We start from the raw sequence: 22916 nt of genomic DNA on the forward strand, positions 1-22916 counted from the left end.
CCTGACTCTAGCTTACGTCCCCTGCAGATTTCCGCGCGTATGATCGGTTACTTTTTGTTTCCTGCCGCGGACGGTGCGGGCGGGCATGCGGTGTGCTGACCCGTCCGCGGCGCCCGCGTTGAAGTTGGTGCAAATGCCCTCAACTTGAACGATGTCAGGCTGACCGGCGCGGACAGGTGTTCGCGAACGACCGGCGGCCGCCCACCGGCGAGCTTCGGCCCGCCCAGACAGGAGCGCGGCTCGCGCCGCCATCGACATGACTACGCCACGCCCCACTCCCCGGGCGGACACACCGCTCGATCCGATCATCCAGTTGCTGGCGCTTGCCGGTGAACAGGGTTATCTGACACACGCCGACCTCGTCGACGCGCTGCCGCCCGAAAGCGACAGCCCCGATGCGCTCGACGTCGTGCGCGCCGCGCTGGCCGACATCGGCATCGCCGTGCTCGACGAGCCGGCCGTGCCTGCGCCGTTCGCCGGCGCGGCGCCGGTCGACGTCGATCGCGACGCGCTCGACGAAGGCCGCGCGATGCTCGGCGATCTGACACGCGGCACGGCCGCGTCGACCGATCCGCTCGCGCTCTACATGCGGCGCATGCAGGCCGTGCCGCTGCTCACGCGCGAAGGCGAAATCGTGCTCGCCCGCGAAATCGAGACGGGCCGCCATCAGGTGCTGCACGCCATCGCGGGCTATCCGGCGGCCGTCGACGCGCTGCTCGCGCGTCACGGCGCAACGGGTGTGGCAGGTGCGACCGGCACGGCCGACGAAGACGCAGGCGATACGCCCGCGCCCGCCCGCTACGACGTGCTGCAGGCCGCGGTGTCGACGTTGCGCGACGCATTGCAGGCGCAGGGCTTCCGTTCGGACGCATACCGCGACGCGCGCAACGCCGTTGCCGCCCTGCTCGGCTCGCTCGCGTGGATTGCACCGGCCGTCGACGACGCCAGCCGCCTCGTGCGTACGCTCGCAACCGCGCCGCCTGACGCCGCGACCGGCGAAGCCGCCTGCTTCGACGCGGTTGCGCGGCGGGCGCTCGCGGCCGCGCTGAACGACGGCCAGCAGAAAGTGCGCGATGCGACGCGCGCGATGCTCGAAGCGAACCTGCGGCTCGTGCTGTCGATCGCGCGCAAGTACATGAACCGCGGCGTCGACCTGTCCGATCTCGTGCAGGACGGCTGTCTCGGCCTGATGCGCGCGATCGAGAAGTTCGAATACCGGCGCGGGTTCAAGTTCTCGACCTATGCGACCTGGTGGATCCGTCAGGCGATCACGCGGGCGGTCGCCGATCGATCGCGCACGATCCGCGTGCCGGTGCACGTCGGCGACCAGTACCAGCGCGTGCAGCGGCATGCGCTGCGCTTTCGCCAGCGCACGGGCCGCCGGGCGACGCCGGCCGAACTGGCGGCCGAAACCGGCCTCGCCGAGGACAAGCTGCGCGCGGTGCTCGCGCTGCCGGCAGAGCCCGTCTCGCTCGACACGCCGCTGCCCGACGCGGACACCGGGCTCGTGGAGCTGATCGAGGATCAAACCTCGGCCAGCCCGTTCGAGCAACTGGCCGACACGCGCATGCGCGACTGCGTGCGCTCGCTGCTCCGGTCGGTCACGCCGGCCGAGGCCGACGTGCTGCGCCGGCGGTTCGGCCTCGGCGGCGCCGAGCCCGATACGTACGACGCCATCGCGCAGGACGCGGGCATGTCCCGCGAACGCGTGCGGCAGATCGAGAAACGGGCGCTCGCCGCGCTGCGCACGGCCGCCGAGGCCGAGAACGCGCAGTCGTTCCTCGACGCGTAAGCGCCCACGCGACGCACGGTCATGCCGCCAACCGGCACGACCGTGCGCTTCGCACATGTGCTACGTTTGCCATTGACGTGCATCAAGTTTTCTTCGTCGCGTGTCGCGACAATGGTGAAAAGTCGACCGGCGCATCGTTCGCCGCGTCCGTTCCGTTTGAGCTTCCCCAGGTCCCTTGCCATGCAGACGACCGCCAGCCAAACGCTCGAGGAAAACCGGCACATCGCGACCTGCCTGCGCGAGGCCGCGCAACGGCTGGCCGACCAGGGCGCGAATCCGTACCGGGTCGCCGCCTACCGCGCGTCGGCCGAGACGGTCGATGCGCTCGACCGCGATATCCGCACCGTGTTCGAATCCGGCGGCATCGACGCGCTCGGCGCGCTGCCCGAGATCGGCACGGGCGTCGCGCAGGCGATCGCCGAGTTGCTGGTGACGGGCCGCTGGCGCCAGCTCGACCGGCTGTGCGGCGACGCCCAACGCACGTCCGCGTTCGAAGCCGTGCCGGGCATCGGCCACGCGCTCGCGCTGCGCATTCACGACCTGCTGCACATCGATACGCTCGAGGAGCTCGAACGCGCGGCCCGCAACGGCCAGCTCGAAACGATCTCGGGCGTCGGCCCGCGGCGTGCGGCCGGCATCCTCACCGCGCTCGACGACGTGCTGAGCCGCCGCCGGCGCTGGCAGGGTCACATGCAGCACGCCGGGCCCGGCACGGAGCCGCCCGTCGAGCTGCTGCTCTACATCGACCGCCAGTACCGCAACAAGGCGGCCGCCGGCGTGCTGCCGACGCTCGCGCACCGGCGCCTGAACGCGGACGGCTACGTGCCGCCGCCCGTGATGCACATGACCAAGGGCGGCTGGCATTTCACCGCGGTGAGCCTGCATGCCGCGATGCGCACGCCGGAAGCCGGCCGCCCGACGGACTGGGTTTCGCTCTATTTCTACGACGCCGTGCAGTGCGAGCACCAGCGCACCGTCTTCACCGAGACGTACGGTTCGCTCGTCGGCAAGCGCATCGTGCGCGGACGCGAGATGGAATGCCGCGTGTATTACGCGGGATGAGTCAGTCGTCGGCGGTCTCGTCGATGTCGAACGCGACGTCGAGCATCGACGCGATCTCGCGACATGCATGGGTGAGTGTGCGTGTGCGGCGATCGGAATAGTCCGCCGCGAGATAGAACCAGGTCGAAAACGACCCGTAATCGTCTTTGCCGTCCCGGTTCGGTACGTCGAACCAGAACGTCACCATGTAGCCGCCCTTCCAGCGAACCGGAATCACCTGCGTGAGCCGCAGTCTCGTGATTGCACCGTGGCGGAACCGGAAGCTGTCGTCACCAACGCGGAACCCCGACCACGCGCCGTCGCTCGACACGAACACGGTCAATGCATCGTCCGGCAAGGCGACGGACAAGACCCCTTCCGGGGCCAGGTCGGCCGCCGACACCATCGCCGCCCCCGAACCGTCACGCCCCGTCTCGACATCCACGTATGCTGCGATCGTCCGCTTCGCCTTGTCGTAGAAACTGCGCGTGACGTCGGACCGCACGGCGTCGGCAATCAGCACCAGTTGTTTGAATCGTGCACGCTCGCCATATCGAAGCGGCACGTCGGGTGCGTCGTCGGATTCGTCAGCCGGTTTATCCTCAAGACCATCGGCCCGTACAGGCGGTGCGGTCATGACAGGCGGTTCAACGCCCCCGCGCCGCCGATTCACCCAGGCGATTGCCCACGCCAGCAGCACAGGCGGCGTCACCATCGTGACGGCCGCCGTCGCGAGCCCGGCGAGCACCCCGTAATGCGGCGCGACTCTCGATGCCGCATACGCGGCAGGAAACACCAGCAAAATCCACACGCTGCAACCCCGTTGTTCCTGTTTGCGATGTCCGGCACCGCATGACTTGACGCACCACCCTGCCATCGAGCCGCCACGCCAACCCGCGGATGCCCGCTCGCCGCCTACGCGCCTTCCGCCTTCGTGCGACGCGCCGGATGGCGATGCGCGGCGATGCGCAGCAGCTTCTGGAACGACGGACATTCGAGATGGCTGGGCGCCGCGCACACGGCCGCGTGCCGCAGCATGTCGCGCACGGCGCCGAGACGGCGGATCGTGCGGTCGAGTTCGTCGGCCTTGCCGTCGAGCTTCGCGCGATCGATCGCGGGCCGGCCGTCCGCACCGACCATCGCGAGGATGTCGTCGAGCGAGAAACCGGCCTCGCGGCCGAGCGCGATCAACGCCAGGCGCTCCAGCACCGACTCGTCGTATTGCCGCCGCAGCCCGTGCCGGCCGATCGGAACGATCAACCCCTTTTCCTCGTAGTAGCGCAGCGTCGATGCGGGCAATCCCGAGCGCCGTGCCACGTCCGCAATGTCCAGACGGCTCATGCTTGACCTCAAGTGAACTTGAAGTTGCAAGATAGTTGCTCGACTCCGTGAAAACAAGCGTGAACCGCCATGAGACCGATAAAACAGCCCTGTATTCCGCTGTGCCGCCCCTTCGCCACCGTCTGCTGCGGAGGGGCGCGATGAACCCGCCCGGCATCCTGCTCGACCTGCTGCTGATCGGCACGGGCGCCACGCTCGTGATGGATCTGTGGACGCTGTTTCGGCGGCGGGCTTTCGGCATTCCGACGCTCGACTACGCGCTGGTCGGCCGCTGGCTCGGCCACATGGTGCAAGGGCGGTTCCGGCACGTGTCGATTGTCGCGGCCCCATCCGTGCCGGGCGAGCGTGCCCTCGGCTGGATCGCCCATTACGTGATCGGCATCGCGTTCGCGGTGCTGCCCGTCATGATCGCGGGCACCGAATGGATCGCCGCGCCTACACCGCTTCCCGCGCTCGTCGCCGGCCTCGCCAGCGTGGTCGCGCCGTTCTTCGTGATGCAGCCGGCGTTCGGCTTCGGCATCGCGGCGTCGCGCACGCCGCATCCGGGCGTCGCGCGCCGGCGCAGTCTCGTCACGCATCTGTCGTATGGCGTGGGGCTCTATCTCGCGGCGTACACACTCGCGGCGCTGGCGCGCTGAACACCGGGATTGACATGAAGCGCGCCGGGTAGCGCGCGTTGAACCGGCAACCGCCGGCGTGCGCCATTCATCTGCGCGCTCGTTGTTTTCAATGCATCCGGCGCGCCCGAACGGCCACCCGCGTCACTCCCCGCCGCAGTCGATCAGGTTGCGGCGCACGCGCCCGAGCAGCCGCACCAGCGTATCGCGCTCGTCGGGCGTGAAGCCGTGCAGCCCGTCGTCGGCGACGGTATCGCCCACTTCCAGCATCTGCGGAAAGATCTCGCGCGCCTTGTCGGTCAGGCGGATCACGAACGCGCGGCGGTCTTCGTCGTTCGCGATGCGTTCGATCCAGCCATAGCTTTCCATCCGGTCGAGCAGGCGCGTGAGCGAGATCGGCGTGATCTCGAGCCATTCGGCCAGCCGCGCCTGATTCATCTCGCCCTTCCACGTCAGGTACGCGAGCACGCGGCTTTGCGCCCGCGTCAGCCCGATGCGCTTCGCGCGCCGGTCGAACAGGCGTCCGTTCAGGCGGGCCACGTCGGCGATCAGATAGCCGATCCGGTTCTCGTAGGTCTTGTCCATCAGCCGATTATAGGGTCAAGCCGCCGGCGGACCGCGGCTCGCGCCCGGGCGATAAGCGACTATATAATAAGCGTGCTTATAATATGAGCCATACCGGATCGCCGCGCACGGCGACCACCCCACGGAGACACCCGCTTGAACCCCGCCGCCGACGCCCCCGCCTCGCCCGCCCTGAACCGGCCGATGCTGACCCTGTCGATCATGCTCGCCACGCTGATCCAGACCCTCGACAGCACGATCGCGAACGTGGCGCTGCCCCACATGCAGGGCACGCTGTCCGCGTCGCAGGACGAAATTACGTGGGTGCTCACCTCCTACATCGTCGCCGCGGCGATCGCGACGCCGCTCACCGGCTGGCTGTCCGACCGGCTGAGCGTCAAGCGGCTGCTGATCGTGTCGATTGCGGGCTTCACGGTGGCGTCGGCGCTGTGCGGTCTGTCGGAGACGCTCGTGCAGATCGTCGGCGCGCGGCTGTTGCAAGGTGTATTCGGCGCCGCGCTGGTGCCGTTGTCGCAGTCGATCCTGCTCGACATCAACCCGCGCGAGAAACAGGGCCAGGCGATGGCGATCTGGGGGATGGGCGTGATGGTCGGCCCGATCCTCGGCCCGACGCTCGGTGGCTGGCTGACCGACAGCTACAACTGGCGCTGGGTGTTCTTCATCAACGTGCCGATCGGCGCGTTCGCGCTGGCCGGCGTGATGACTTTCCTGCCCGCGCGCGCGCCGCGCCCGCACGTGAAATTCGATGCGTTCGGCTTCGCGACGCTGGCACTCGCGATCGGCGCGTTCCAGGCCATGCTCGACCGCGGCGAACAGCTCGACTGGTTCGGGTCGTACGAAATCCGCATCGAGGCGCTCGCCGCGGCGCTCAGCTTCGCGTTCTTCCTCGTGCATACGGCGACCGTCGGCAAGGCGTCGTTCTTCAAGTCGGAACTGCTGCGCGACCCGAACTTCGCGACGGGCACGCTGTTCATCTTCGTCGTCGGCGCAGTGCTGTACGCGACGCGCGCGCTGCTGCCGCCGATGCTGCAGAACCTGATGGGCTACCCGGTCGCGACGACGGGCCTCGTCACCGCGCCGAGCGGCGCTGGCACGATGATCGCGATGCTGTTCGTCGGCAGGCTGCTGAAATACGTGGATGCGCGGATGCTGCTGCTCGCGGGGCTGGCGATTTCCGCGCTCGCGCTGTGGCAGATGATGCAGTACACGGTCGTACTGTCCGAAGCGGACATCGTGTGGCCGGGCGTGATCCAGGGCTTCGGGCTGGGGCTCGTGTTCGTGCCGCTGAGCGCGCTGTCGTTCTCGACGCTGCCGCCCGACCTGCGCGCGGACGGCACGGCCACCTACAGCCTGATGCGCAACATCGGCAGCAGTATCGGCATCTCGATCGTGCAGACGCTGATGACGCGCAACACGCAGGTCGCGCACGCCGACCTCGCCACCCACGTCACGCCGTTCAACCCGGCCGTGCAGGCAATGGCCGTCAGCCGCGTCGACCTCGCGCTGCTCGATCGCACGATCAACCAGCAGGCGACGATGATCGCGTACCTGAACGACTTCAAGCTGATGTTCGTCGCGACGCTGCTGATGATCCCGCTGTTGCTGCTGATCCGCCCGCCGCAGAAAACGGCGAGCGTCGACGTCGCGCACGCGGCGATGGACTGACGGGCGCGCATGCGCCCGCCGCAGGCCGCGTCAGGCCTTCATCGTGCCGGTCCGCACGTAGCGCTCGTGCCACGACAGCGCTTCGGCGAGCAGGTGCGGCGTGTGCTTGCCGAAGCTCTCGCGCGACGCGCGCTCGAAGTAGTCCTCGAGCATCGGCCGATAGTCGGGATGCGCGCAGGTCGCGATGATCTTGCGCGCGCGCTGCTTCGGCGACAGGCCGCGCAGGTCGGCCAGGCCCTGCTCGGTGACGACCACCGCGACGTCGTGCTCGGTATGGTCGACGTGGCTCGCCATCGGTACGATCCGCGAGATCGCACCGCCCTTCGCGGTACTCGCCGACATGAAGCACGACAGGTAGCCGTTGCGCGCGAAGTCGCCCGAGCCGCCGATGCCGTTCTGGATCTTCGTGCCCATCACGTGCGTCGAGTTCACGTTGCCGTAGATGTCGGCCTCGATCATCCCGTTCATCGCGATGCAGCCGAGGCGGCGCACGAGTTCCGGATGGTTGCTGATCTCCTGCGGCCGCAGCACGATCTTCTCGCGGAACGACGCGATTTCGTCGGCGAAGCGCTGCACGGCGGCCGGGCTCAGCGACAGCGCGGTCGCCGACGCGAAGCTCAGCGTGCCGTCGTCGAGCAGGTCGAGCATGCCGTCCTGGATCACTTCGGTGTAGGCCGTCAGGTTCGAGAAGCCGGCCGAGCTGAGTTCCGCGAGCACCGCATTCGTGATGTTGCCGACGCCCGACTGCAGCGGCAGCAGGTTTTCCGGCAGGCGGCCGCGCTTCACTTCGTGGCGCAGGAAGTCGATCAGCTGCAGCGCGATCTGCTTCGACGTCGCGTCCGGCGCGGAGAACGCATTGCTGCGATCGGGCGCGTCGGTCTCGACGATCGCGACGATCTTGTCGGCCGGGCAGCGCAGGTACGGCTCGCCGATCCGGTCGTCGCTCCTGGTCAGCGGAATCGGCTGGCGGTGCGGCGGCAGCGCGGTGCCGTAATAGATGTCGTGCATCCCGTCGAGGCCGAGCGGCTGGCGCGCGTTCACTTCGAGGATCACGTGCTTCGCCCGTTCGAGCCAGGTCTTGTTGTTGCCGATCGACGCGGACGGGATCAGCAGCCCGTCCTCGCGGATGCCCGCGACTTCGACGATCGCGACGTCGAGATCGCCGTACAGCCCGAACCACGCGTACTGCGCGACGTGGCTCAGGTGGACGTCCTGGTAATCGACTTCGCCGCTGTTGATCTTGTCGCGCAGCGTCGGGTCGGACTGGTACGGCAGCCGCATCGAGATGCCGTCGGTGCGGGCGAGCGCGCCGTCGAGTTCCGGCGCGGTCGACGCGCCGGTCAGCACGTTGATCCGGAAGTCCTCGCCGCGCGCGTGTGCCGCGTCGATATGGGTGGCAAGCGCGGCCGGTACGGCCTTCGGATAGCCCGAACCGGTGAAGCCGCTCATGGCGACGGTCATGCCGGGGCGGATCAGCGCGGCGGCTTCGTCGGCGGTGCGGACGAGCGAACGCAGGGCGGGAGCGAGGATGCGTGATGAAGACATGGCTGGTTTCTGACGCTGGGGTCTGTCGTTGACGTCGCGGGGGGTGTCTCCTGAGCGACATGAAGCCCTTGGGGCCGCGCGGGGCGGCCGGCACCACAGGCACGGTCGGAGTATCGCAGAGGCCATCGCCGCGAAATGTCCACTGGATGCAAAAGATCCTTGCCGGATTTGCCGGGTATCGAACGACCGTTCTGTGACAGGCGATCCGCGCGCGCCGGATGCACGCGAAAGGTGCACGAAAGCATCGGAACGAATGACCGGGCACGGATCGCCAACCGTCGCAAATCAATCGGCGGATTTTCCTTGCAATTGGCCGCCCGACGAGCGGCAATCGTCGATGAAATCGCGGCGCGGCCAATTGTCACCCGATGCGGCTTTTCCGGACCTGATGCACATCAACGTCGCACGCGCCGCGCGCCGCCTGTCGAGCCGTTCGAAAATGTCCGGCGCATCGGCCCGCGAGGCCCGTCCGTCCTTGACAGCAGCGTGACGCGAACCACACTGGAAGACGGGGCCGGCCGCGCCGTTTGCCGTCCCGATCGCCCGCCCTTTCGCACGTCCGGTTTCGACCGGCCGACATGCGCAAGACGCGGTAACACTCCTGTATGTCAGGACATTGATCGAATAAAAAGCACCAAATTACAATTCCGTATATATTTCGCCGATGGACCAAAGAAAAACCGCCACACGCGCCGAGCCCCCCCTGCCACGCACCTGGGATGCGCGGCTCGCGCGCTCGCTCGTGCGACCGCTCGTCGATACGCCGGTCACCCCGAATCACCTCACTACCCTGCGTCTGCTGATCGGCCTCGCCGGCGCCTGGTGCCTCGCGCACGGCGGCTTCGGCTGGAGCAATGCCGGTGCGTTCCTGATCGTGCTGTCGAACTTCGTCGACCACACCGACGGCGAACTCGCGCGCATCAGCGGCAAGTCCAGCAAGATCGGTCACTTTTACGACCTCGCGGCCGATGCGCTCGTGACGGTCGCGCTGTTCGTCAGCATGGGCCTCGGCATCGTCGCCCAGGGCGGCCAGATGGCCGCGTCGCCGGTGCTGCTCGGCGCGGTGGCCGGTGCGGCCGTCGCGCTGATCTTCTTCCTGCGCATGCGGATCGAATCGATCGCCGGCAAGGCCGGCACCAAGCAGGCGTTCGCCGGCGGCTTCGAGACCGAAGACGTGCTGTACCTGCTGCCGATCGTGACGCTCGTCGACGGCGTCGAGCCGTTCCTGCTCGCGGCGTCGATCGGCGCCCCGCTGTTCGCCGCCTGGGTCGTGATCGACTGGTGGCGCATCGTCCGCCGCGGCAACCTTCCGCAGAACCCGGCCGCGCAGAACCCAACCGAAATCCAGGCTTCCAAATGACTCCTAGCACGCGCGACGACTCCGTGCTGAGCCCGGCACGCCCCGCGCCCGTGCGCGCGGCCGCGGCCGATCCCGATCGCACCGTGGCCGACCGTGTCGGCCAGCTCGACCTCGACCGCCTGCGCGGCGACTACACGCGCCAGGGCTCGTTCCTGTACCTCGACGCCTTCCTGCCGGCCGACGCGCACGCAAAGCTGGCGGATGCCGCCCGCGCGATGCAGGCCGGCCTGAACCGCAATTACCTGCCCGGCCACAAGCAGGGCGGCAGCGTCAGCCGCCATACGATCGACGAGCAGGCGCCGTACATCGCCGAACTGTATCGCTCGAAGGCACTCATCTCGTTCCTCGAGAAGGTCACGGGCGACAAGCTGATGCTGTCGCCGGACGACGATCCGCACGCGTACGCGCTGTATTACTACACGAAGCCCGGCGACCACATCGGCTGGCATTACGACACGTCGTACTACGACGGCCGCCGCTACACGCTGCTGATCGGCGTGATCGACGAATCGTCGTGCCGGCTCGACTACGAGCTGCACACGCGCAACCCCGACGTGCCCGACGAACCGGGCTCGGTGCAGATCGCCGACGGCGGCATCGTGCTGTTCGACGGCGACAAGCTGCGTCACCGCATCACACCGCTCGGCCAGAACGAGATACGCGTGTCGCTCACTTTCGAATACGTGACGAACCCCGGCATGCGGCCGTGGAAGCGCTTCATCTCGAACATGAAGGACGCGATCGCGTATTTCGGTTTCCGCCAGGTGTTCAAGCAACTGGCTACGCGGCGCACGACCGGGTCATGACGCGCGCGGGCCTCATCCTGCTGTCCCTCGGGACCGCACTCTTCATCGCACTGCTGGCCTGGCAAGGCGTCGGCGCAGTCGCGTCCACGTTCCTCGCGGCCGGCTGGGGGCTTGCGCTCGTCGCGGCATTCCACGTCGTGCCGCTCGTGATCGACGCCATCGCGATCTCCGTGATGTTCCGCCGCGGGCAGTCGGGCGCCGAACTCGGCAACGCGCTGCGCGCGCGCTGGGTCGGCGAATCGGTAAACAGCCTGCTGCCCGCCGGGCAGATCGGCGGCCCCGTGCTGATGGTGCGCCACCTCGCGCAGCGCGGCACGCGGATGGCCGACGCGGCGGCGGCCGTGACCGTCAGCACGACGATGCAGGCGCTCGCGCAAATGGCGTTCGCGCTGATCGGCATCGCCGCGTTCAGCCTGTATGCGACGCACGAATCGGTCGCCCACCTGCGCACGCCCGCGCTGATCGCGACCGGCGTGCTCGGCGCGCTCGCGCTGCTGTTCTATGCGGCGCAGCGGCGCGGGCTGTTCGGCCGCGGCCTGCGCCTCGCGTCGAAGCTGCTCGGCCCGCGCGACTGGTCGTCGCTGGCCACGCGCGCCGACGCGATCGACGATGCGGTCGGCGCGCTGTACCGCGATCGCGCGAGGGTCGCGAAGACATTCGCGTTGAGCCTCGTCGGCTGGATCGTCGGGACCGCGGAAGTGTGGCTCGCGCTGCACTTCCTCGGGCACCCGGTGAGCTGGCTCGACGCGCTGCTGCTGGAAAGCGTCGGCCAGGCGATCCGTGGCGCCGCCTTCGCGATCCCGGGCTCGCTCGGTGCGCAAGAAGGCGGCTACCTGCTGCTCGCCCCGCTGGTCGGACTGCCGCCCGACGCGGCGCTCGCGCTGTCGCTCGCGAAGCGTGCGCGCGAACTCGCGCTCGGCCTGCCCGGCCTGCTCTATCTGCATTTCAGTGAAAGAAACTGGCAGCGGCGCCGCGCGCCGCAGCCGCTCGCCGACTGATCGTTCAGATCGCCGGCTTTTTGGTTGGAGAACCCATGCGAGCCATCATTCTTGCGGCAGGCCTCGGCTTGCGCCTGCAACAACCGCCCGAAGCGCAGTTCCCGAAGTGCCTGCTGCGCTTTGACGACGTTTCGCTGCTCGAGCGCCATCTGCGCGTGCTCGACGCCGCGGGCGTCGACGAGATCGTGCTCGGGCTCGGCTTCCAGCACGAGAAGGTCGAGCAGGAACTGAAGCGCCTCGGCCGCCAGGCCGAGATCGTGATCAACGACCGCTACGACCTCGGCAGCGTGCTGACCGTGCATACCGTCGCCGATGCGATGACGCGCGGCGGCGACGTACTGCTGATGGACGCGGACGTGCTGTACGACGAGAACATCCTGCACGCGCTGGTGGCCGATGCCGACCGCGCGGTCGACCGCCTGCTGATCGACCGCGACTTCGAGGCCGGCGACGAGCCCGTCAAGCTGTGCCTGAAGAACGGCGTGCCGGTCGAACTGCGCAAGCAGCTCGCGGTCGACCTCGAATACGACACGATCGGCGAATCGGTCGGCTTCTTCCGCTTCACCGAAGGCACCGCACGCCGCCTCGCGACGATCGTCGCCGGCTACGTCGACAGCGGCCGTGCGAACCTGCCGCACGAGGAAGCCGTACGCGACCTGCTGCTCGAAGGCGGTCATTCGTTCGACGTGGCCGACGTCACCGGCATGCCGTGGATCGAGATCGACTTCCCGAACGACGTCGCCCGCGCCACGCAAGACATCCTCCCCCTGATTCAACGCACCACCGCAGGAGCCGCACGATGAACGCACGCGAACCCAACTTCACCGAATCGCGCAGCGCACGCCTGCGCCGCATGCTCGTCAGCAGCGACCTCGAATTCCTGATGGAAGCGCACAACGGCCTGTCCGCGCGGATCGTCCGCGAAGCCGGCTTCAAGGGCATCTGGGCATCGGGCCTCGCGATCTCCGCGCAATTCGGCGTACGCGACAACAACGAAGCGAGCTGGACGCAGGTCGTCGACGTGCTGGAATTCATGGCCGACGCGAGCGACCTGCCGATCCTGCTCGACGGCGACACCGGCTACGGCAACTTCAACAACGTGCGCCGCCTCGTGAAGAAGCTCGAGCAGCGCGGCATCGCCGGCGTCTGCATCGAGGACAAGCAGTTCCCGAAGACCAACAGCTTCATCGGCGGCGAGCGCCAGCCGCTCGCCGAGATCGACGAGTTCTGCGGCAAGATCAAGGCCGGCAAGGATTCGCAGACCGATCCCGACTTCTCGATCGTCGCGCGCGTCGAGGCGCTGATCGCCGGCTGGGGCATGGACGAGGCGCTGCGCCGCGCGAACGCGTATGCGGAAGCTGGCGCCGACGCGATCCTGATCCACAGCAAGCTGTCGCGCCCGGACGAGATCCTGCAGTTCGCGCGCGAATGGAGCGGCAAGGCGCCGCTCGTGATCGTGCCGACCAAGTACTACAGCACGCCGACCGACGTGTTCCGCCAGGCCGGCATCAGCACCGTGATCTGGGCGAACCACCTGATCCGCGCGTCGGCGTCCGCGATGCAGGCGACCGCGCGCGAGATTCACGAGAGCGAAACGCTGATCAACGTCGAGGACCGCGTTGCATCGGTCAACGAGATCTTCCGCCTGCAGGACGCCGACGAGTACTCGGCGGCCGAGCGCATCTACCTGTCGTCGTCGTCGCGCGCGTCGAATGCCGCGATCGTGCTCGCCGCGAGCCGCGGCAAGGGCCTCGAAGCCGTGACCGAAGACAAGCCGAAGGTCATGCTGCCGGTCGCCGGCAAGCCGCTCTTGCGCTGGCTCGTCGACGGCTTCAAGACGCACGGCGTGAACGACATCACCGTGGTTGGCGGCTATCGCGCCGATGCGATCGATACGTCGGGCATCAAGCTCGTCGTCAACGAGCGCCACGCGCAGACCGGCGAGCTCGCGTCGCTCGCATGCGCGGCCGAACGCCTGACCGGCGACACCGTGATTTCATACGGCGACCTGCTGTTCCGCAGCTACATCGTGCGCGACCTCGCCGAGAGCGAGGCCGAGTTCAGCGTGGTGGTCGATTCGTCGCTCACCGAGACCAACCAGAGCGTGCGCGACTTCGCCCTCTGCTCGGCGGCCGACGATCGCGGCCTGTTCGGCCAGAAGACCTACCTGCAACGCGTGTCGAGCGACGTCGCCGCAGGCACGCCGCACGGCCGCTGGATCGGCCTGCTGAACGTGCGCGGCGCCGGTGTCGATCGCCTGAAGGCGACGCTCGCGACGCTGCAGGCACGCCCTGACTTCGACACGCTCGACATCCCGTCGCTGCTCAACGAACTGATCGCCGCCGGCGAGAAGATCGAGGTGCAGTACGTGCACGGCCACTGGCGCGGCGTCAACGATCTGGAAGACTTCCGTCGCGCGGGCGACTTCGCGCACGGCCAGACGCCGCTGTCCGAACCGGGCACCGGCAACGGGGGCGCGCAATGATCGAAGCGGCCCAGTTCGTCGAGGCCGCGCGCGAACGCGGCTTCGACTGGTACGCGGGCGTGCCCTGCTCGTACCTGACGCCGTTCATCAACTACGTGCTGCAGGACCCGACGCTGAACTACGTGTCGGCCGCGAACGAAGGCGACGCGGTCGCGCTGATCGCCGGCGCAACGCTCGGCGGCAAGCGCGGGATCGCGATGATGCAGAACTCGGGGCTCGGCAACGCGGTGAGCCCGCTCACGTCGCTGACCTGGACGTTCCGCCTGCCGCAACTGCTGATCGTCACGTGGCGCGGGCAGCCGGGCGTCGCCGACGAGCCGCAGCATGCGCTGATGGGCCCGATCACGCCCGCGATGCTCGACACGATGGAGATCCCGTGGGAGACGTTCCCGACCGACCCCGAACAGGTCGGCCCGGCACTCGACCGCGCGATCGCGCACATGGATGCGACGGGCCGCCCGTACGCGCTCGTGATGCAGAAAGGCAGCGTCGCGCCGTATGAACTGAAGGCGAACCCGGCCGCGCAGCCGCGCGCGCATGTCGCCGCGCAATCGTCGTCGGGCGCCGCGTCGGCCGATGCATGGCCGACCCGCCACGACGCATTGAAGCGCGTGATCGCGCACACGCCGGTCGATTCGACCGTCGTGCTCGCGTCGACCGGTTTCTGCGGCCGCGAACTCTACGCGCTCGACGATCGCCCGAACCAGTTGTACATGGTCGGCTCGATGGGCTGCGTGACACCGCTCGCGCTCGGCCTCGCACTCGCGCGCCCCGACCTGCGCGTGGTGGCCGTCGACGGCGACGGCGCCGCGCTGATGCGGATGGGCGTGTTCGCGACGCTCGGCACTTATGGCCCGGCCAACCTCACGCACGTGCTGCTCGACAACGGCGCGCACGAATCGACGGGCGGCCAGGCAACGGTGTCGCAGCATGTGTCGTTCGCGGGCGTCGCTGCCGCGTGCGGCTATGCGTCGGCGGTCGAAGGCGACACGCTCGACGTGCTCGATACGACGCTGGCTGCGACGGGCGACGGGGTCCGGCCATCCGGTGTGCAATTCGTACGCGTGGCGATCCGCACGGGCGTGCCCGACGGCCTGCCCCGCCCGACCGTCACGCCGGTCGAGGTGAAGACCCGTCTGATGCGGCACATCGGCGCCGCGCAGACCGAAGCCCACGTTGAAGGAGCCCATTGATGCTGCTGCTGAACCCCGGCCCGGTCACGCTCACCGAACGCGTGCGCCGCAGCCTGCTGCAACCCGATCTGTGCCATCGCGAAAGCGAATTCTTCGATCTGCAGGATGAGGCGCGTGCGCGCCTCGTCGCCGCGTACGAGCTCGATCCGGCCGAATGGGCCGCCGTGCTGATGACGGGGTCGGGCACGGCCGCCGTCGAGAGCATGATCGCGGCGCTCGTGCCGCAGGACGGCAAGCTGCTCGTGATCGAGAACGGCGTGTACGGCGAGCGGATCACGCAGATCGCGACGCAGTACGGTATCGCGCACGACGTGTTGAAGCATGAGTGGATGCAGGCGCCTGATCTCGCGCAGATCGGTGCAAAGCTCGATGCGGGTGGGTACACGCATGTCGCTGTTATTCATCATGAAACGACGACGGGCCGGTTGAATGATCTCGGCGCGATCGCTGAAGTCTGCCGTTCGCGTGGCGTGAAGATGCTCGTTGATGGCGTCAGCAGCTTCGGCGCGGAAGCGATCGATTTTGCCGGCGGCGATATCGATGCTGTGGCTGCCACCGCGAACAAGTGCCTGCATGGTGTGCCGGGTGCGGCGTTCGTGATCGTGCGACGTAGCGCGCTGGCGAAGGCTGCGAGTCGTACTTACTACCTCGATCTCGGGCGGCTTGCGAAGCTGCAGGATCAGCGGAATACGCCGTTCACGCCGTCCGTGCATGCGTATTATGCGCTCGTCGAGGCGCTGCGCGAGTTCGATGAGGCTGGCGGCTGGCGTGCGCGCCATGCGCATTACAAGGCGCTGGCCGATCAGGCTCAGGCGGGGCTGGCTGCGCGTGGGATGCCGCTGGTGCTGCCGGAAGGTGAATCGTCGGTTGTTCTGCGTGCGTACCGGCTGCCGCAAGGCGTCACGTACGAGACGCTGCACGACGGGTTGAAGGCGCGCGGCTTCGTGATCTATGCGGGGCAAGGCGGGTTGTCGAAGGAACTGTTCCGGATTTCGACGATGGGCGCGATTCAGGCGGCCGATGTCGAGCGGTTGCTGGAAGGGTTTACGGCGTTGACGCGGTAAACAGCGTACTTTCGTCGACGAAAGGCCCGCGAGGGCCTTTTTTTCAATCATGTCCATGAAGATCGTTCACTTCACCCCGCTCCTGGCACTCGCCGCCGCCCCCTTCGCCCACGCCACCGACAGCCAGCCTTGCAGCGACGAAACCCTCACAGCCATCGCTCGCTGGGCCGGCATCGCAAGCGCGCGTATCGCCACGCGAGATGCGAATCGGCTCGTCGTCGCGTCGGCGTGCAAGGTCATGCCGAACGCACCGGAAACGACGATCGCGGCCATCGCGTTCGATTCGCTGCCCAAAAGCAAGAACCCGGACGAAAGCAAGAAGCTGCAGGTGGTCGCGCTCGTCGAGGGCGGCAAGGTCGTGGCGGCCGATCGGTCGGTGGTTCAGGAAGACGCTGTCACAGAAGTCGACGCAAACAGCTATCGCATTGATACCGCGCCCTACCGGCTGTCGCCCGACGTGCGCGCGTTCGGCGTCGTGTTTACCAGCAGCGCGCGTGGGCCAAGTTGCCCTGATGCCAACACCAGTGAAGAGTTGACGCTGTGGGTGCGCGAAGGCGGCCGTATCCGCCCGGTGTTCGGCACGAATCTGTACGGCTGGGTCAGCGTCGAAGGCGACGCCTGTGGCCCGAGTGCAGGCGATGCGCGCAGCGAAGAGGCCCGCATGACGATCGCCGTCGACAAAACGTCGAGCCACGGCTTCGCCGACCTATCGATCACGGCGCACATCACGAAGACGCAGCGCAAGGACGGTGATTACTCGGATACGGGCAAGCGCACGGCGCGCACGATCGTCCACTACGACGGCAAGTCCTATGGAATCGACATGTTCCGGAACTTCTGGTATTCGCCGGCCGCGATGAAACTCTTCAAGTAATTCGGCGGGCGCGACGCCGCCCACCTACTCCACCACCTTCGCCCCGATCGCATCGGTCGGCGCCGGCATCCTCAACGCCTCATCCCGCAAGCGTCGCGCCTCGCGCGCCGTATAGCGATCTTTCAGCCGCAGGAACGGTTTTTCGACAACGAAATAGCTGGCGGTCGCGGCAATCAGCGCCCACACGATGCCGAGCGGAAACGCGTGCGGAACCGCCAGATTCGGATTCGCAAACGGCTGCTGCCACAGATACAGGCTGAACGAGATCGTGCCAACGAACACGACCGGCCGCGCGCGCAGCCAGCGCGCACACCAGAATTCGCCGCGAAAATTCAGCACGACGATCACGATCGCGATCAGTGCGGCTTCGAGCGTCACGCCGTACGTCGCATTCCAGAAGCCGCCGAGCCGGTGTTCGGCGAGCGGCATGCCGAGCAGCACGACGAAGACGAGCGCCGTCACGATGCGCGCCTCGCCTCTCCACGAGCCGATCCACGCTTCGAGCCGTTCGCGGTTGAGCGACGCATAGCAGCCGATCAGGATCGGATCGACTCCGGTGTGAAGCATCATCCCGAGCTGCCCGCGCAACGCCGGCGAAACGAAGTATGTGACGGCGCGCACCAGCGGCACGATCAGGATCAGCGCGGCCAGCCAGCGCGTGCCGGCGCGGCGCATGCCGAACACGAACAGCAGCGGCCAGAACCAGTAGAACTGTTCCTCGAGCGCGAGCGACCAGAAATGGCCGAGATACCACGCGCCGTCCGGATGCAGCGTGTTGTCGCCGGTCAGCCCGAACCACGCCGAGTAATTCCACAGGTGCAGCGCGGCATACAGCCACTGCCGGCGATCGACGTCGAACCCGCCGGCGAACGCGACGATCGCGACAGCCGCGAGATAGACATAACAGGCCGGCCAGATCCGCAGCGCACGACGCACATAGAACGACGTCAGCGCGATGCCGCCCGTGCGCGCGAATTCGGCGCGCAGCACGTTGGTGATCAGGAAGCCGCTCAGCACGAAGAAGATCAGCACGCCGAGCCGGCCGTCGGCGATCAGCCGCAACGGCGCGTACCAGCCCGTGTAGCCGCCGGGCAGCACATGCTCGGCATGGCCGACGACGACCATCGCGACCGCGACGGCGCGCAACCCGGTCAACTGCGTGACGCGATGGTTCATCGGCTGGTTCCCGTTGGCACGGTGAAGGAGCAGGAGATGGCCGGCGCGCCGACTGGCACGCCGATATGCCGCCGGGATTTTGTATGAAAAATATCGGAATGAAATTACTTCAAAAATCGCCGGGCCAACAGCGGCGCCCGCACACGCCACAGCCGGCCCACGCCGGGTGCGGCGAATGGGCATAATGACAAGCCTTGTCCGGCGGCGGCCGGTCCGATGCCTACGCAACGATTTTTGCGGCGCAGCAACACACGAAGTACCACCCCGTCCGCACACCGGCCCGCGCCTCGTCCGCCCCCTGTCGACACTCACCCGGAGCCTGCCTGTGTACCCACCGATCGAACCCTACGCCCACGGCCACCTCGACACCGGCGACGGCCATCGCATCTACTGGGAGCGCTGCGGCAACCCGGCCGGCAAGCCCGCCGTGTTCCTGCACGGCGGCCCCGGTGCAGGCTGCAGCCCCGACCATCGCCGCCTGTTCGATCCCGAGCGCTACGACATCCTGCTGTTCGACCAGCGCGGCTGCGGGCGGTCGACGCCGCACGCGAGCCTCGAGAACAACACGACCTGGCATCTGGTCGCCGATATCGAGCGCCTGCGCGAGATGGTCGGCGCGGAAAAGTGGCTCGTGTTCGGCGGCTCGTGGGGCAGCGCGCTGTCAATTGCCTACGCGGAGACGCACCCCGAGCGCGTGAGCGCCTTGGTCGTGCGCGGCATCTTCACGATGCGTCGCGCGGAGCTGCTGTGGTACTACCAGGAAGGCGCGTCGTGGCTGTTCCCCGACCTGTGGGAAGACTTCGTTGCACCGATTCCGGAAGCCGAGCGTGGCGACCTGATGGCCGCCTACCATCACCGGCTGACCGGCGACGACGAAGCCGCGAAACTCGAAGCCGCGCGCGCATGGAGCATCTGGGAAGGCCGCACGATCACGCTGCTGCCCGACCCTGCACTCGCCGCGCACTTCGCGGACGGTCACTACGCGCTCGCGTTCGCGCGAATCGAGAATCACTACTTCGTGAACAAGGGCTTCGTCGAGGAAGGCCAGTTGCTGCGCGATGCACATCGCCTTGCCGGTATTCCCGGCGTGATCGTGCAGGGCCGCTACGACGTCGCGACCCCTGCGCGCACCGCATGGGAACTGTCGAAGGCATGGCCGGAGGCGACGTTCGAGATCGTGCCCGGCGCCGGGCACGCTTACAACGAGCCGGGGATCCTCGAAGCGCTGATCGCGGCGACCGACCGGTTCGCCGCCTGAGCGATGCAACGCAACGCGGCGCGTGTTGCCGTGCCTGCCGGCACGCTCACGCGCCGCCCCATCACAACGCGGCTTCGACGATCGTCCGACCGCTGATCGCCCGCTCCACCAGCTGTTCGTCGCCGACCTTGCGGATCGCGTCGTCGAGCAGCCCTTCCGGTTCTTCGGTCGCCACCTTCAGCAGGCCCGATAGTCCGCGCGCGTCGAGCACCACCAGCGTTTCCATCGAGTCCGCACGGCTCACGAGCACGCGGCGGAATGCCGGGCCCGCGCCGAAGCTCGCACAAAGCTCGATCTTCTCGTTGCCGAGCGTATAGTCGAAATTCTTGATCATGTCCGCCGCCGTTGCAGGGAAATGGCGCCGCGCGACGGCGCGGCGCCGTGACGTCGACGCACCCGCGCGTGCCGCCAGCGCGCCGGATGGGTCCGGACCGTTCGCCGACATCACCATGCTAGGCGTGCAGTATTAACGAAGACTTAAAGCGTTGGCCGGGTCTCGCGCCCTGGTGGGACGCGCATCGGGGGTGCCAAACCGGCCGGTCGTCGCACAAGCGGAGCTCACCACGAATAGCCCTGCATGCCGTAATTCGTATCGCGTCGGCGACCCCACCACGGCAGGTAGGCATTGTTGCCGCCGCGCGCACGGAACCAGTCCTTGTCGGGATCGATCGGCGTGAGCGTCGACGGCGGCAGGACGACGACCGCGACGGGATGCTCCGGATCGGTCGTGCCGGCCACGAGTGCGTTGGCGCCGAAGTGGTTGATCCGGCCGATGGCGAGCGCGACGTCGGTCAATGCACTGCCTGTTCCCATGTCGCCGAGTAGCGCGGCCGTGTTGAATGTCTGCTTCGAGTGGTCGTATTCGGGGAGGGTTTCGGTCAAGGTCCGGGAGAGCGAGGCAAGACGTGCCGACGATGCATCGCTGCCCTTGCCTGCGTCGTGAACGATGTAATGGAGATCCGGGACCGCGACGCCCGCATTGCGTGCCGCCTGATCGATGGTCGCCTTCCACGCCTGCACGGCTCGGGTCGTGCCGACCTTCTGCGGAAAATCATGCGTATTGCCGGTTGCGGCCTTGCCGATCCAGGCGAGCGGTTCGCGCTCGGTGTTGAAGGTCGGGCCGGCGAGGAACAGCGTGACAAGGTTCTCGTTGATCTGTGCATCCGTGGGCGGGAAGTTGGGTGCGTCCCAGTTCATCACCCAGACGCTCTTGTCGGGGTTCGCCTGCAAGTAGTCCAATGCGTTGTTCAGGGATGTGAATCCGGCGTTCGCGCCGCCTTGCGTAATTTGTACGTCGGGAGGCGTGTCGCGGCTCCACAAAGTCTTGGGTGACGGAGGGCCGATCTCGAAGAAGTTCATCATCCGATCGATCATGCGCGATCGGGCATAGGCCGCATCGAGGCGCAGTGGAGCCGCAACTTCGACCCGGATACCCGCGAGTTCTCGCCAATCATTTTGCTTCTCGGGCCTCACCGTGTAGAAATATTTTGCATTGCTGAAGTAACGGCTGCGTATAAGCAAGATGAATTTGTCAATGTACTTGGCATAGAAGCCCTTGAATGTTTCATCGCCTTCGTTCCCATAAACCAACGCACCGATCGATCGAAGCGTCGCAAATGACGTCGGATCGGTGCGCACCATGTCATCGTTCTTGTTCGGCGTGGCAAGCCCCTGCGTCCACAGCAATTGCCATTCGGTCGGGTAGTCCATGCGTTGCAACGGATTCAACCAGATCAAGCCAACAACCTGCGCCGTAAATGGCTTCACTGGCTCTTCTGCGACCGGCTTGGCATTTGCTATCCGCTCCGGAGTCGGCACGGCATGTGCCGGACGCATCATGGCCGTGGTAGACAGAAACACCATGAGAGCTGCCAGGCCGGGCACAACAACAAATCGCTTCATCCAATCTCCTACTTCCAGTTGTGTTCGGTCGGGTTGTTCTACGTGCGTCATCAGCAAAGCCATTAGTAGAGTGACGATTATCCATGCCGCGACTGCAATGGCGACACGTCGAGGCCATGTAGAAATCAGGGTCTTCAAATTGCACCCCCGACCTTGAGATAGACTTGAGCCTCGCGTTCGTCCACGATCGCGACGGGAATCTTGGCTTCGCTTCCCTCGGCATGTACCCATTCGTGAAGAGGCGTTCTATCGAGCGTTCCTGACGCAAAATAGTCGTAGTACTTCTTGTTCGGATTGTCATTGGGAATGCCGTCCCCCATCCGCCAATCGGCTTCAATCCGTAGCGCTTTCATTTGCTTGGGCGTCAGATAGCAAACCCCGATCGCCACATCGTACGCAAGCGCCTTTTCAGCATGCTCGGGATTGGTCATCGTCGTGGAGTGATTTGTCGGGCTGTTGGTCGAGCCACGATCGAGCCAATCCACAATCTGTTTATCGCGCCACTCCTTGTAGCCCTCCGGCATTTCGCTCTTGCCGTCCTCACCGATCACGTGGCCATCACCATCGAGCCATTCCGTATTCAGCGTGCGCCGTGCCTCCATCCGCATCAGCGCGCGGTCCTCGTAACGCTGTCCGGCTTCGCTCTCTGCCGTCCCTTGCGCGACGCTGTCCTTGTTCTTCGCCTTGTACTGATCGTAAGGATCGTCCGCGCGCTTGTCTGCCTCGCTCTTGCTTGCGTCGCGCCATGCGGCCGGCGGATCGTTGCCTTCGTTGAAGTCGCTCTTCGCATTGCCGTCCGTCGTTTCGATGGGCTTGCCGAACCGCAACGCTTGCGGCGGGAACGGTTCGTCGAGTGCCGGCGCGTCCGCCACCACGCTCCAGCCCTTCGGCGGATTGGCATTCACGCGGAACATGTTCAACGCCGAGCTGAACCCGGTCACGACGAACATCAGCGGCGCGGTTGCAAGCGTAGCCGCCACGCCCCAGACACTTTCGTTCCCTTTGAGTGCGCCGATGAGATTGAACTTGGCCGGCGGCGAAGGCGGATACCAGAATCCCGACGTCTTTCCCTTTTGCCGATGCCGCCAGTCGTCTTCCCGATACCGATAGCGCTCCTGCACGCCAACCTGGAAACCAGAGGCAAAGACGCGCTGCGTCAGCACGCCGGGGACGCTGATATCGTTCAGCTCGTTCTCGTCGATGCCGCGCCAGCC

The 22916-nt window shown here is 66.8% G+C and carries 21 protein-coding genes; 13 read left to right on the plus strand and 8 right to left on the minus strand.

What is annotated here, in order from left to right; translation table 11 throughout:
* Positions 1-256: 256 nt before the first annotated feature.
* Together DIE03_RS05085 and DIE03_RS05090 are read left to right on the plus strand one after the other, a co-directional pair.
* Positions 257-1792 (plus strand): sigma-70 family RNA polymerase sigma factor, encoded by a 1536-nt coding sequence (locus DIE03_RS05085; RefSeq protein WP_124448077.1) that lies wholly within the window; start codon positions 257-259, stop codon positions 1790-1792.
* Positions 1793-1972: 180 nt separating this feature from the next.
* Complete coding sequence (locus DIE03_RS05090; RefSeq protein ID WP_124448079.1) at positions 1973-2854, plus strand: helix-hairpin-helix domain-containing protein; 882 nt, start codon at positions 1973-1975, stop codon at positions 2852-2854.
* 1 nt (position 2855) lies between these two features.
* On the opposite strand, the gene DIE03_RS05095 is transcribed toward DIE03_RS05090, so the two are convergent.
* Together DIE03_RS05095 and DIE03_RS05100 are read right to left on the minus strand one after the other, a co-directional pair.
* Positions 2856-3629 (minus strand): hypothetical protein, encoded by a 774-nt coding sequence (locus DIE03_RS05095; protein ID WP_124448081.1) that lies wholly within the window; start codon positions 3627-3629, stop codon positions 2856-2858.
* Between the two features lie 119 nt (positions 3630-3748).
* Positions 3749-4174 (minus strand): helix-turn-helix domain-containing protein, encoded by a 426-nt coding sequence (locus DIE03_RS05100; protein WP_124448083.1) that lies wholly within the window; start codon positions 4172-4174, stop codon positions 3749-3751.
* A gap of 140 nt (positions 4175-4314) precedes the next feature.
* Here DIE03_RS05100 and DIE03_RS05105 point away from each other — a divergent pair, with 140 nt between their 5' ends.
* Entirely contained in the window at positions 4315-4812 is a 498-nt protein-coding gene (locus tag DIE03_RS05105; RefSeq protein ID WP_124448084.1) for a DUF2938 domain-containing protein, read from the plus strand.
* A 123-nt stretch (positions 4813-4935) separates the two neighbouring features.
* On the opposite strand, the gene DIE03_RS05110 is transcribed toward DIE03_RS05105, so the two are convergent.
* Positions 4936-5376 (minus strand): MarR family winged helix-turn-helix transcriptional regulator, encoded by a 441-nt coding sequence (locus tag DIE03_RS05110; RefSeq protein WP_124448086.1) that lies wholly within the window; start codon positions 5374-5376, stop codon positions 4936-4938.
* Between the two features lie 135 nt (positions 5377-5511).
* On the opposite strand from DIE03_RS05110, the gene DIE03_RS05115 reads away from it, so the two are divergent.
* Positions 5512-7041, plus strand: a complete 1530-nt coding sequence (locus DIE03_RS05115) for an MDR family MFS transporter (RefSeq protein ID WP_124448088.1) — start codon at positions 5512-5514, stop codon at positions 7039-7041.
* Positions 7042-7071: 30 nt separating this feature from the next.
* Here DIE03_RS05115 and DIE03_RS05120 read toward each other — a convergent pair whose 3' ends face one another.
* Positions 7072-8586 (minus strand): acetyl-CoA hydrolase/transferase family protein, encoded by a 1515-nt coding sequence (locus DIE03_RS05120; RefSeq protein WP_124448090.1) that lies wholly within the window; start codon positions 8584-8586, stop codon positions 7072-7074.
* Between the two features lie 664 nt (positions 8587-9250).
* Here DIE03_RS05120 and DIE03_RS05125 point away from each other — a divergent pair.
* Genes DIE03_RS05125 through DIE03_RS05160 form a run of 8 tightly spaced genes read left to right on the plus strand, consistent with a single transcriptional unit; the run spans position 9251 to position 17366 of the window.
* Positions 9251-9946, plus strand: coding sequence for a CDP-alcohol phosphatidyltransferase family protein (locus DIE03_RS05125; RefSeq protein WP_124448092.1), 696 nt, complete (start codon positions 9251-9253; stop codon positions 9944-9946).
* Complete coding sequence (locus tag DIE03_RS05130; protein ID WP_124448094.1) at positions 9943-10752, plus strand: 2OG-Fe(II) oxygenase; 810 nt, start codon at positions 9943-9945, stop codon at positions 10750-10752. The genes DIE03_RS05125 and DIE03_RS05130 overlap by 4 nt, the downstream gene beginning before the upstream one ends.
* A complete protein-coding gene (locus DIE03_RS05135) occupies positions 10749-11750 on the plus strand; it encodes an HpnL family protein (protein ID WP_124448096.1) in 1002 nt (333 codons plus the stop codon). The genes DIE03_RS05130 and DIE03_RS05135 overlap by 4 nt, the downstream gene beginning before the upstream one ends.
* 35 nt (positions 11751-11785) lie before the next feature.
* Complete coding sequence (locus DIE03_RS05140) at positions 11786-12553, plus strand: NTP transferase domain-containing protein (RefSeq protein WP_124448098.1); 768 nt, start codon at positions 11786-11788, stop codon at positions 12551-12553.
* On the plus strand, positions 12550-14235 hold the full coding sequence (aepX, locus tag DIE03_RS05145; protein ID WP_124448100.1) for a phosphoenolpyruvate mutase: 1686 nt from the start codon (positions 12550-12552) through the stop codon (positions 14233-14235). The genes DIE03_RS05140 and aepX overlap by 4 nt, the downstream gene beginning before the upstream one ends.
* Positions 14232-15428: a phosphonopyruvate decarboxylase gene (gene aepY, locus DIE03_RS05150; RefSeq protein WP_124448102.1), complete on the plus strand. Its 1197-nt coding sequence runs from the start codon at positions 14232-14234 to the stop codon at positions 15426-15428. The genes aepX and aepY overlap by 4 nt, the downstream gene beginning before the upstream one ends.
* On the plus strand, positions 15428-16492 hold the full coding sequence (locus DIE03_RS05155; RefSeq protein WP_124448104.1) for a 2-aminoethylphosphonate aminotransferase: 1065 nt from the start codon (positions 15428-15430) through the stop codon (positions 16490-16492). Before aepY ends, DIE03_RS05155 begins: the two co-directional genes overlap by 1 nt.
* 55 nt (positions 16493-16547) lie before the next feature.
* Positions 16548-17366 carry a multidrug ABC transporter ATPase gene (locus DIE03_RS05160; RefSeq protein WP_124448106.1) on the plus strand — a complete coding sequence of 273 codons (819 nt, stop codon included), beginning with the start codon at positions 16548-16550 and terminating at the stop codon, positions 17364-17366.
* A 24-nt stretch (positions 17367-17390) separates the two neighbouring features.
* On the opposite strand, the gene DIE03_RS05165 is transcribed toward DIE03_RS05160, so the two are convergent.
* Entirely contained in the window at positions 17391-18542 is a 1152-nt protein-coding gene (locus DIE03_RS05165) for an acyltransferase (protein ID WP_124448108.1), read from the minus strand.
* 325 nt (positions 18543-18867) lie between these two features.
* On the opposite strand from DIE03_RS05165, the gene pip reads away from it, so the two are divergent.
* Positions 18868-19800, plus strand: coding sequence for a prolyl aminopeptidase (pip, locus tag DIE03_RS05170; RefSeq protein WP_124448110.1), 933 nt, complete (start codon positions 18868-18870; stop codon positions 19798-19800).
* Between the two features lie 61 nt (positions 19801-19861).
* On the opposite strand, the gene DIE03_RS38130 is transcribed toward pip, so the two are convergent.
* From DIE03_RS38130 to DIE03_RS05185, 3 genes are all read right to left on the minus strand, one after another.
* Positions 19862-20134 carry a hypothetical protein gene (locus DIE03_RS38130; RefSeq protein WP_050010750.1) on the minus strand — a complete coding sequence of 91 codons (273 nt, stop codon included), beginning with the start codon at positions 20132-20134 and terminating at the stop codon, positions 19862-19864.
* A gap of 224 nt (positions 20135-20358) precedes the next feature.
* On the minus strand, positions 20359-21702 hold the full coding sequence (locus DIE03_RS05180) for a virulence factor (protein ID WP_124448112.1): 1344 nt from the start codon (positions 21700-21702) through the stop codon (positions 20359-20361).
* A gap of 134 nt (positions 21703-21836) precedes the next feature.
* The coding region (locus DIE03_RS05185) for a hypothetical protein (protein ID WP_124448114.1) at positions 21837-22916 on the minus strand (1080 nt) is incomplete at its 5' end.

It is taken from the genome of Burkholderia sp. Bp8992, assembly GCF_003853705.1.
Lineage (GTDB): Bacteria > Pseudomonadota > Gammaproteobacteria > Burkholderiales > Burkholderiaceae > Burkholderia.